Genomic DNA, 10215 nt, shown 5'->3' on the forward strand with positions numbered 1-10215 from the left:
TTTGCTCCCACAAGGGCCTGCCCCCACAATTGGATTGCCAGTGGATATCCGAGCGGGTCTGACTACCGCCTCACTTCATCTCGACGATGACTTGTTCATTCCACGCCTGCGGCAGTGCCTTGGAAGTCTTCTCCCACGCATCTGCATCCTTGATCGGGGTCACGCCTTTGTACTGCTCGTTCGGCAGCAGCTTGGCCTGGACCTCTTCCGGCAGTTTCAGATGCTCGGCGCGGATCGGACGGGCGTTGCCCTTGGCCAGGTTGATCTGGCCGGCGTCGCTGAAGATGTACTCGCGGGCCAGCTTGGCGGCGTTCGGGTGCTTGGCGTATTTGTTGATGATGGTGGTGTAGCCGGAGATGACCGAGCCGTCGGACGGAATCAGCACGACGTAATCATCCGGGTTGGCCATCTTGGCCTTGTAGCTCAGGCCGTTGAAGTCCCAGACCACACCGACTTCGACTTCACCTTTTTCCATCGTGGCGATGGTTGGGTTGGCCATGGACAGGCGCCCTTGCTTGGCGATCTCGGCAAACATCAACAGGGCCGGCTGGAGGTTCTTCTCGTCGCCGCCGTTGGCCAGGGCCGCCGCCAGCACGCCGTTGGCGGCCTGGGCCGCGGTGCTCACGTCACCGATGGAGACTTTGTATTTGCCGGTCTTCAGGTCAGCCCATTTGGTCGGCACTTCGGAACCGTGCAGCAGCTTCTTGTTGACGATGAAGGCGATGGTGCCGGTGTAGGCCAATGCCCAGTTGCCGTCTTTGTCCTTGGCCCAGGCGGGCACTTGTTCCCAGGTGCTTGGCTTGTAGGGCTGGACCACGCCCTGCTTGACCGCGATCAGGCCGAACGCCGCCCCGACGTCGCCGATGTCGGCACTGGCGTTGTCTTTTTCGGCGGCGAACTTGGCGATTTCCTGGGCCGAGCTCATGTCGGTGTCGATGTGTTTCAAGCCGTAGACCTTGGCCAGGTCGTCCCAGGTGCCTTTCCAGTTTGCCCAGTCATCGGGCATGCCGACACTGTTGACGGCGCCTTCCGCTTTCGCAGCGGCTTCCAACGTTTTCAGATCGGTGTCAGCGGCCATGGCGGCGGTGCACATGGCAATGGTCGAGCCTAACAGTGATGCCAGGAAAAGCTGTTTCATCCGAAGCTCCTATGGGCGTTTTCAACGCTGCGATTGCGGTTGTGTTGGTCTAGGTCAGCAATACCTGAGCCAATGTAGGCGAGCCCTGTGACATTTTGATGTCGGTGTTGGAGGCTCCAGGAAATACCCGGCTCGTGGAGGTTGGCTGCGAATTAAGCGTAGACCATGGTTAAACAGCTGATATGAAAGGACTTGGCCGTTAATTTGCACGCTGGCACAACGACCGTTCGGCGGCTCTGTCATCTGCCAGTCATGTGCAGTGCCTAGGCTTGCTGGACCCAGAAGTGGATCGATGAACCGTCGATCCTGCCCCGAAACAGTGCTGGCCTAGTCCAGATAGGTAACGTTGATGCGCATCGATGCAACCAAAGCGGTGACAGCCATCGGACAGGTCCTGCAAGAGCAACTCGACCACGGGTTGCTGGCGCCCGGCAGCAAGTTGCCGGCCGAGCGCAAGCTCAGTGAATTGTTCGGGACCACGCGGATCACCGTGCGCGAGGCGTTGTTGCAGCTCGAAGCCCAGGGGCAGATCTATCGGGAGGAGCGCCGCGGCTGGTTCGTCTCGCCGCCGCGCCTGGCCTACAACCTGATGCAGCGCAGCCATTTCCACGCCATGGTTGCGGCCCAGGGGCGTGTGCCTTCTACCCAAGTGATCTCGGCGCGCCTGCAACCGGCTTCGGCGGCCGTGTGTGCCTGGTTGCAACTGCCGGCGCTGTCCAGCGTGATCCAGATCTGCCGCGTGCGTCGTATCGACGAGCGCCTGGTGCTCTACGTCGAACACTACCTGAACCCACAGTATTTTCCGGACATCCTCGAGTTCGATCTCAACCAGTCCATCACCGAGTTGTACGCCCGCCATTACGACCTGCACTACGGCCGGGTGAAGTTCGAAATCGTGCCCACCTCTTTACAGCCGGAGGCGGCAGCGGCGTTGAGGGTTTCGGTGGGCAGCCCCGGGCTTCGCATCGCACGGGTCAACTATGACCAGCACCAGCGGCTGATCGACTGCGACCTGGAGTTCTGGCGACACGACGCGATCCATGTCGGGGTGGATGTGCCCGAGCAACCGCCCGCTTGAGGTGAACTCAGGCTGACTCGTTGAGTTTGGCCAGGATCCTGAATAACACCGTGGCGAGGATCAGCAACATGCCGATCCACATGGCAAAGACTCCGACGTTCTTGTCACGGAAGTTGAAGCCGATGGCCAGCAGGATCATGCCGGCGATGATGGGGACCAGCATGCTGTTGAACGAAGACATGGAAACCATGGAGACGGCCTTGTCAGGGGGGATAAGGCCAGTCTAGTCGGGGTTTTGCCGGGTTGTGATGATGTGTGTCAGCACACCCCTCAATCCCGAGGCGAACGCTGTGTGGGAGCAACGCTTGCTAGCGATGAAGGCGACTCGATTTCTGGAAAAATCGCATCACCTTCATCGCGGGCAAGCCTTGCTCCCACAGGGTTCATCATGCCTTCGGGGCGGTTATGGCAACTCGCGAGAGGCGTAGAACGCGCTCAGCACTTTCACCAGATGCGCCAGGTCATGGCTGCCGCACAGTTCGCGGATCGAATGCATGGCGAAGGTCGGCAGGCCGATGTCCACGGTGCGCACGCCCAGCTGGCTGGCGGTGATCGGGCCGATGGTCGAGCCGCAGCCCATGTCGCTGCGCACCACGAAGCTCTGCACCGGTACTTCTTCGGCCATGCACAGGTGACGGAAGAACCCGGCGGTTTCGCTGTTGGTGGCGTAGCGCTGGTTGCTGTTGACCTTGATCACTGGACCGGCGTTGAGCTTGGGGCCGTGGTTGGCGTCGTGCTTGTCGGCATAGTTGGGGTGCACGCCGTGGGCGTTGTCCGCCGACACCAGCAGGGATTTCTGAATGGTGCGGACGAACTCTTCACCTTCAGGCAGCAGGCGACGCAGGGTTTGTTCCAGCATCGGGCCGTCGGCGCCACAGGCCGAGCACGAGCCAACTTCCTCGTGATCGTTGCACACCAGTACGCACGTTTCTTCGGTGTCGGCGTTCAGCAAGGCTTGCAGGCCGGCGTAGCACGACAGCAGGTTGTCCAGGCGCGCGCCGGCAATGAAGTCGCCGTGCAGGCCAATGACCGCGGCGCTTTGGGTGTCGTAGAAACTCAACTCGTAATCGAGCACCACGTTGGCATTCAGGCCGTGTTCGCGGGCCAGTTGATCGGTGAGCACGGCACGGAAGTCGACGCGCTCGTCACCGGCGAACTGGGCGAGGATCGGCGGCAGTTCGTTCTGCGGGTTGATGGCCCAGCCCTGGTTGGCTTCGCGATTGAGGTGGATGGCCAGGTTCGGAATCGTGGCGATCGGCGCCTTGAAATCGATCAACTGGCTTTCGACCTTGCCATCGCGGCGGAAGGTCACGCGCCCGGCCAGGGACAGGTCGCGGTCGAACCACGGCGCCAGCAGCGCGCCGCCGTAGACTTCCACGCCCAACTGCCAGAACCCGTGGCGTTGCAGTTCCGGCTGTGGCTTGACCCGCAGGCAAGGGCTGTCGGTGTGGGCGCCGACCAGGCGAATGCCGTCGTGCAGCGGTGAGTTGCGGCCAAGCTTGAAGGCGATGATCGAGGAGTCGTTGCGCGTGACGTAGTAGCGACCGTTGGCCTCGGTGGCCCAGGTCTCGCGTTCGTCAAGACGCTGATAGCCGGCCGCCTCCAGGCGCTTGGCCAGGGTGGCGGTGGCATGGAACGGGGTAGGGGAGGCCTTGAGGAAGTCGATCAGGCCTTGGTTCAACTCTGCGCGCATAAGTCACTCCAGACAGCGATGGGCGGGAGTTTACCCCATCGACAGCCTGCGTTGCAGGCCAATCCCCCGTCGGGGGTTGTTCCACGGGCCCCGCCATCGATCAGCCCGAGGCTGTGATCCGTTTGCGCAAGTGCGCCATGATCAGGGACTTGTCTTGTGCCTTGGACGGTTCTGGCAGGTGCCGCGGCCAGTGCTCCAGTTGGCCGAACCACTGTTGCTGGCGCTTCGGGTCCAGGCGAAGGATCTCCCGCGATGCCGAATCCCACCAATGGTGCCGGCAGAGGTTGTAGTAAGGATGCTCCGGTGCCGCGCTGCCATACAGCAGGTCGCGACCGATCCTGTGCAAGGGGCCGCTGTGATTGCGCAACTGCCATTTGATCTTCAGCCGCCGCCAGGCCGACGGGAAAGGCCGGGTGCGCGGAACGTCGTGGCAACGCTCCACCAACTGGGTATTGAATGCCTCGCCGTGCTGGGCAAAGAAGTGCGCTTGCATGGTGTGGAAGAAGCGCTTCTCGGCGAAGTAGTGATAAACGTGCTTGTTGGTTTCGCTGATGGCCTGGTTGCGCAGGGTGAATGAAATCGCGATCTGTTCGATGGTGTGGATGTCGAAGCTACCTTCGGTCCACTCATCGATCAGCCCGACGGCCTGGGCCAGCAGCGCGCCGTCTTTGTCCGTCACACCGCATAACCCGCTGTTGTAGAGCTTGAAACTGTTGTCTGGGGTGATGCCGTGGGCGCGCAGGCGCGTGCCCAGCTTGAGGTAGTCCTCGCGCTTGCAGACATAGTCCCAGTGGTATTCGAAGCTGTCCATCAGGTACTGCCCTGGCTGGATTTGCTTGAACAGCAGGTCGGGATCGGACAGGAACAGCGTGTCGGTGTCGACGAACAGAGTCTTCTCCGCCAGCGTCAGGCCGGCCGCGATGGCACAGGCCTTGCGTCGGTGAATGTAACCGTTGTTGCCTTGCCACTCGGCCAGCAACTGCGGGCTCAGCGCGAGGGTTTCGACTGGCCAGCCGCGATAATCCTCAGGCCGGTCGGTCAGGATCCTGATGCTGGGCAGGGTCGCCGGATTGCCGTGGGCCAGGGCGGTGAGGATGCTGAACTTGGCTTCGTGGCGATAAGCGTCCTTGTCGCCGTAGATCAGATACAGCAATTGGTGGCGGACTTTTTTGACGGGTGTTTCCTGAAAATCAATAACCTGCATGCCAAGCCTTTATCGGATGAAACCATTTTCACGGATCTAGAACGGTGCCGGGCACTCGAAGCGCAAGCGCTCGCCGCTTTGCGGGTGGGTGAAGCTCAGCATGCTGGCGTGCAGGCACAGGCGTGGCCAGGCGGCGAGGGCCTGCGGATGGGCGTAGAGCCCGTCGCCCAGCAGCGGGTGACCGATGGAGAGCATGTGTACGCGCAATTGGTGCGAGCGCCCGGTGATCGGCGTCAGCTCGACCCGGCACCAGTCGCCACAACGTTCCAGTACGCGCCAGAAGGTCAGGGCGTGTTTGCCTTGTTCATGGTCCACCACATGCCGGGGTTTGGTCGGTGGGTCATAGCGCAAGGGCAGGTCGATGCTGCCACTGTCCAGCTCCGGTTGGCCCCAGCACAGCGCCGTGTAGGCTTTTTCGGTTTCGCGATCATGAAATTGCCGGGACAGTTCGCGATGGGTGTCCGGGTCACGGGCCAGGAGGATGATGCCGGAGGTTTCCCAGTCCAGTCGGTGCACGATTCGCGCTTCCGGATAGCCGTTCTCCTGCAGGCGGGTGATCAGGCAATCTTTGTTGTCGTCGGCCCGGCCGGGCACGGAAAGCAACAGGGTCGGCTTGTCGACCACCAGGACAGCGGCGTCCTGATGAATGATGCGGATGTTGGACAGGGGCATTGAAAACAGTCTCGTTACAAACGCCAACGGCGGCTCGGGCCCTTCTCGAACCCAAGGGTGGGAGGAGAAGGACCCGAGCCGCCGTGGCTCCCGCCGGGGCGATCAGCGATCCGGCAGGGTGATATTGAGTTCCAGGATCGAGCAGCTGCCCTGGCTTTCCAGCGCCACATGCACGTCATCGCTACCGATGTTGACGTATTTGCGGATCACTTCCACCAGTTCCTTCTGCAAGGCTGGCAGGTAGTCAGGGGTGCTGCGTTGGCCGCGTTCGTGCGCCACGATGATCTGTAGACGCTCTTTCGCGACCGAGGCGGTACTGGGCTTTTTGTTGGCACGAAAGAAGTCAAAAAGGTTCATTACCTACCTCCAAACAGGCGCTCGAAGAAACCTTTCTTCGTTACATCGAGGAAACGATGCTCCACGGTCTTGCCCAACAGGCGATCGACGGCATCGCTGTATGCCTGGCCGGCATCGCTCTGGTCGTCGAGAATCACCGGCACGCCGGAGTTGGAAGCCTTGAGTACCGCTTGGGATTCCGGAATGACCCCCAGCAGGGTGACCGCGAGGATTTCCTTGACGTCTTCGACGCCGAGCATTTCGCCGTCGCTGACCCGTTGTGGGTTGTAGCGGGTCAGCAGCAGGTGTTCCTTGATCGGCTCTTCGCCCTTTTCGGCGCGGCGGGATTTGCTCGCCAGCAGGCCCAGCATGCGGTCGGAGTCACGGACCGACGACACTTCCGGGTTGGTCACGACAATCGCTTCGTCGGCGAAGTACATGGCCAAGTGGGCACCTTTCTCGATACCGGCCGGGGAGTCGCAGACCACGAACTCGAAGTCTTCCTTGAGTTGCATCAGGACTTTTTCCACGCCTTCCTGGGTCAGCGCGTCTTTGTCGCGGGTCTGGCTGGCGGCCAGCACGTAGAGGTTCTCAAGGCGCTTGTCCTTGATCAGGGCCTGTTGCAGGTTCGCTTCGCCGTTGACGACGTTGACGAAGTCGTAGACCACGCGACGCTCGCAACCCATGATCAGGTCCAGGTTACGCAAGCCGACGTCGAAGTCGACGATGACTGTCTTGTGGCCGCGCAGAGCGAGGCCGGTACCGATAGCGGCGCTGGTGGTGGTCTTACCCACACCACCCTTGCCGGATGTAACCACGAGAATCTTGGCCAAGGTGTTTCACCCCTAAGGAAAAAGGGACTTTGTCAGCCCCTGAAAAACATCTCTGGAAAACCGTTGCAATTGGACAGGCTTGGCTGGAATTGGCTGTCGGGCGGGGTCTACCTCCGGTAAACACTGCCAGATCCTTTTTCCTACGTCGTTTAAGCCGTTTTCGCTCGTTTTAGAGATGCTTGGAAAATGCGGCAGTATCCGTTAAAGCCGAATGATGTTCAACACGTCGCCCGACAGGCTGATCTGAACGCCGGCCCCCCACAACGGGTCGCGACGCAAATCCTCGGAGACCTTGTACTGCCCGGCGATGGAAACCAGCTCAGCGCTCAATTGCTGACAGAAGATCCTGGCTTTGGTATCACCCTTGACGCCGGCCAGTGCTCGACCGCGCATCGGACCGTATACATGGATGTTGCCATCGGCCAGAAGTTCCGCCCCCGGGCTGACCGACGACACGATGACCAGATCGCCACCTTGGGCATAAATCTGCTGCCCGCCGCGCACTGGCGTGGTGATGACCCGCGTTGGCTTGATGGTGGGCTCCGGTGGTTTTTCCGGGGCTTTCTTCGTTTCGACCGGGCTCAGTTCCAGCACGCGTTCCCGGGCGCCGGACGGCGGCAGCACGGGAATGTCCACGGCGATGGCGGCGGCGATGTCTTCGATGCGGCTGGCGCGGATCGCCAGGGTGCGCAGACCGTGCTGGCGGCAAATGCGCATCAGGCCTGGCAGATCCACTGAGCCTTCGCCAGCCGGCAGCTTGTCCAGGGCCAGCACCAGGGGGGCATTGCTGAAGAAGTTCGGGGCCTGGGCGACTTTCGCCGCCAGTTGCCGGTCAAGGCTCTCCAGGTCGTTGCGGGCCAGTTCCAGCACCGTAATGGCGAGCATGCTGCCCTTCAGCTGGAACACGGGATCTTGGTCTAGCGGTTCGGTTTGGCTCATGGTCGGCGTACAACGGCTTGTCACTAAAAGTGCCGAGACTTATAACGAGATCGTCCGCCAGCCGCAACCCGGGTCGAACAATGTAGAATGCGCGGCCCATGTCCTAATGGAAGTTGTAATGGATCGCCCGCGTTTTCGAGCTGCATTTTTTCATCCGCGTTTCTGGCTGCTGTGGTGCGGCCTGGGGCTGTTGTGGCTGATCGTGCAATTGCCTTATCCGTTATTGCTGCGGGTCGGTCGTGCATTGGGGGCGCTGATGTACCGGGTGGCCGGCGACCGACGGCGCATTGCCCGTCGCAACCTGGAACTGTGTTTCCCGCAAAAGTCCGCTGCCGAGCGCAAGCGTCTGCTCAAGGAAAACTTTGCCTCCACCGGCATCGCCTTTTTCGAAATGGCCATGAGTTGGTGGTGGTCGCGTTCGCGTTTGGCGAAACTGGCCCATGTCGAAGGGCTGGAGCATCTCAAGCAGGCCCAGCGCGAGGGCAAGGGCGTGATCCTGATGGCGCTGCATTTCACCACGCTGGAAATCGGCGCGGCCTTGCTCGGCCAGCAGCACACCATCGATGGCATGTACCGTGAGCACAAGAACCCGTTGTTCGACTACATCCAGCGCCGGGGCCGCGAGCGGCACAACCTCGACTCCCTGGCGGTGGAGCGTGACGACGTGCGGGGCATGCTCAAGCTGCTGCGGGCCGGCCGGGCGATCTGGTATGCGCCGGACCAGGACTACGGCGCCAAGCAAAGCGTGTTCGTGCCGCTGTTCGGCATCCAGGCCGCGACGGTCACCGCCACCACCAAGTTCGCCCGCCTGGGCAAGGCGCTGGTGGTGCCTTTCACCCAGGAGCGCCTGGCCGATGGCAGCGGTTATCGGCTGGTGATCCAGGCTCCGTTGACGGATTTCCCGGGGGAGACCGAGGAAGCCGATTGCATCCGCATCAATCAATGGGTCGAGCAATCGGTGCGCGATTGTCCCGAGCAGTACCTCTGGGCCCACCGGCGCTTCAAGAGCCGTCCACCGGGCGAGCCCAAGCTGTACGACAAACGCGGCTGAGTTTTTTTGATATCACCTTGAGCACGGAGCATTGCGATGACCCCAGCTGAACCGGTTACAGGTTTGATTCTTTCCGGCGGCGGGGCTCGGGCGGCGTATCAAGTGGGGGTATTGGCGGCGATTGCCGAATTGTTACCCGACGGGGCGGATAACCCGTTTCCGGTGATCGTCGGCACCTCGGCCGGGGCGATCAACGCGGTCAGCCTGGCGAGCGGGGCGATGGACTTCAAGACCGCCATCGAACGGCTGACGGCGTTCTGGCAGGCGGTACGCAGCCATCAGGTCATGCGCAGCGACTGGCGGGGCGTGATCGCCCAGGCGACGCGTTTCATTACCCACAGCCTGTTGGGCCTGGGGGCCAAGTTACCGGTGGCGCTGATCGACAGTTCGCCGCTGCGCGAACTGCTCCAGGCCCAGTTCCACGCCTCGGGCATCGAGCAGTCCATCGCCGAACAGCAACTGCGGGCGGTGGCGGTGACGGCATTCGGTTATGAATCCGGCCAGGCCGTCACTTTCTACCAGGGACGCGGGACCATCGATGCCTGGCTGCGCCACCGACGTATCGGTGTGCCGACGCAGTTGTCGGTGGAGCACCTGCTGGCCAGTTCGGCGATTCCGCTGTTGTTCGCGCCGGTCAAGATCGGTCCGCAGTACTTTGGCGACGGCGCGGTGCGGCAATCGGCGCCCATCAGCCCGGCCTTGCACCTGGGGGCCAATCGCGTGCTGGTGATCGGCGTCAGCGGCAACCCCCGTGGCGCCGGTGGCCAGGATCCTTCCGAGCGCAGCTACACGGGCCTGCAACCGACCCTGGCGCAGATCGGCGGCCATATGCTCAACAGCACCTTCATTGACAGCCTGGAAAGCGACATCGAATTGCTTCAACGCTTGAACGGTTTCAGCCACCTGCTGCCCGATGATGTGCCGGCCCATGCCCTCGGCGCCGCACCGGTGGAGGTATTGGTGATTTCGCCGAGCCAGCCCATCGATGAAATCGCCGCTCGCCATCGTCAGGAACTGCCCCGTGCGTTGCGGGTTTTCCTGCGGGGGCCGGGCGCGACCAAGACCAGTGGCGCGGGGGTGTTGAGTTATCTGTTGTTCGAGGCGGGGTACTGCAGCGAGCTGATCGAGTTGGGACGCCAGGATGCGTTGGCGCAGCGCGAGGCGTTGAGTCGGTTCCTGGGGTTGTCCTGACTGATGCAAGCAGGTCCACCGCTATCGCGAGCAAGGGATTTGCGGTGGGCGCTGAATCCTGGCTTTCACGAAACCAATGT

At 61.7% G+C, this 10215-nt stretch carries 11 protein-coding genes; 3 read left to right on the plus strand and 8 right to left on the minus strand.

The window, feature by feature from the left end; all coding sequences use genetic code 11:
* Positions 1-70: 70 nt before the first annotated feature.
* Entirely contained in the window at positions 71-1138 is a 1068-nt protein-coding gene (locus J4E53_RS28235) for an ABC transporter substrate-binding protein (protein WP_103311011.1), read from the minus strand.
* Between the two features lie 349 nt (positions 1139-1487).
* Here J4E53_RS28235 and J4E53_RS28240 point away from each other — a divergent pair, with 349 nt between their 5' ends.
* Positions 1488-2216 carry a UTRA domain-containing protein gene (locus J4E53_RS28240; protein WP_060741112.1) on the plus strand — a complete coding sequence of 243 codons (729 nt, stop codon included), beginning with the start codon at positions 1488-1490 and terminating at the stop codon, positions 2214-2216.
* 7 nt (positions 2217-2223) lie between these two features.
* On the opposite strand, the gene J4E53_RS28245 is transcribed toward J4E53_RS28240, so the two are convergent.
* The 7 genes from J4E53_RS28245 to minC form a co-directional block, all read right to left on the minus strand.
* On the minus strand, positions 2224-2406 hold the full coding sequence (locus tag J4E53_RS28245) for a hypothetical protein (RefSeq protein WP_060741113.1): 183 nt from the start codon (positions 2404-2406) through the stop codon (positions 2224-2226).
* 213 nt (positions 2407-2619) lie between these two features.
* Positions 2620-3909 (minus strand): M18 family aminopeptidase, encoded by a 1290-nt coding sequence (locus J4E53_RS28250; protein ID WP_103311013.1) that lies wholly within the window; start codon positions 3907-3909, stop codon positions 2620-2622.
* A gap of 100 nt (positions 3910-4009) precedes the next feature.
* The gene (locus J4E53_RS28255) at positions 4010-5113 is read right to left on the minus strand and encodes a hypothetical protein (RefSeq protein ID WP_103311015.1); all 1104 of its coding nucleotides are present in this window, start codon (positions 5111-5113) and stop codon (positions 4010-4012) included.
* A gap of 36 nt (positions 5114-5149) precedes the next feature.
* Complete coding sequence (locus J4E53_RS28260) at positions 5150-5785, minus strand: RluA family pseudouridine synthase (protein WP_018612476.1); 636 nt, start codon at positions 5783-5785, stop codon at positions 5150-5152.
* A gap of 102 nt (positions 5786-5887) precedes the next feature.
* Positions 5888-6142, minus strand: coding sequence for a cell division topological specificity factor MinE (gene minE / locus J4E53_RS28265; RefSeq protein WP_003179111.1), 255 nt, complete (start codon positions 6140-6142; stop codon positions 5888-5890).
* Complete coding sequence (gene minD / locus J4E53_RS28270; RefSeq protein ID WP_003179114.1) at positions 6142-6954, minus strand: septum site-determining protein MinD; 813 nt, start codon at positions 6952-6954, stop codon at positions 6142-6144. Before minD ends, minE begins: the two co-directional genes overlap by 1 nt.
* Before the next feature lie 201 nt (positions 6955-7155).
* Positions 7156-7893 (minus strand): septum site-determining protein MinC, encoded by a 738-nt coding sequence (gene minC / locus J4E53_RS28275; protein ID WP_060741115.1) that lies wholly within the window; start codon positions 7891-7893, stop codon positions 7156-7158.
* Between the two features lie 118 nt (positions 7894-8011).
* On the opposite strand from minC, the gene J4E53_RS28280 reads away from it, so the two are divergent.
* Both J4E53_RS28280 and J4E53_RS28285 read left to right on the plus strand, forming a co-directional pair.
* Positions 8012-8944 (plus strand): lipid A biosynthesis lauroyl acyltransferase, encoded by a 933-nt coding sequence (locus tag J4E53_RS28280; RefSeq protein WP_060741116.1) that lies wholly within the window; start codon positions 8012-8014, stop codon positions 8942-8944.
* 36 nt (positions 8945-8980) lie between these two features.
* Entirely contained in the window at positions 8981-10135 is a 1155-nt protein-coding gene (locus tag J4E53_RS28285) for a patatin-like phospholipase family protein (protein ID WP_060741117.1), read from the plus strand.
* Positions 10136-10215: the final 80 nt, after the last annotated feature.

The organism is Pseudomonas sp. FW305-28 (assembly GCF_017351395.1).
In the GTDB taxonomy this organism is placed as follows: domain Bacteria; phylum Pseudomonadota; class Gammaproteobacteria; order Pseudomonadales; family Pseudomonadaceae; genus Aquipseudomonas; species Aquipseudomonas fluorescens_AA.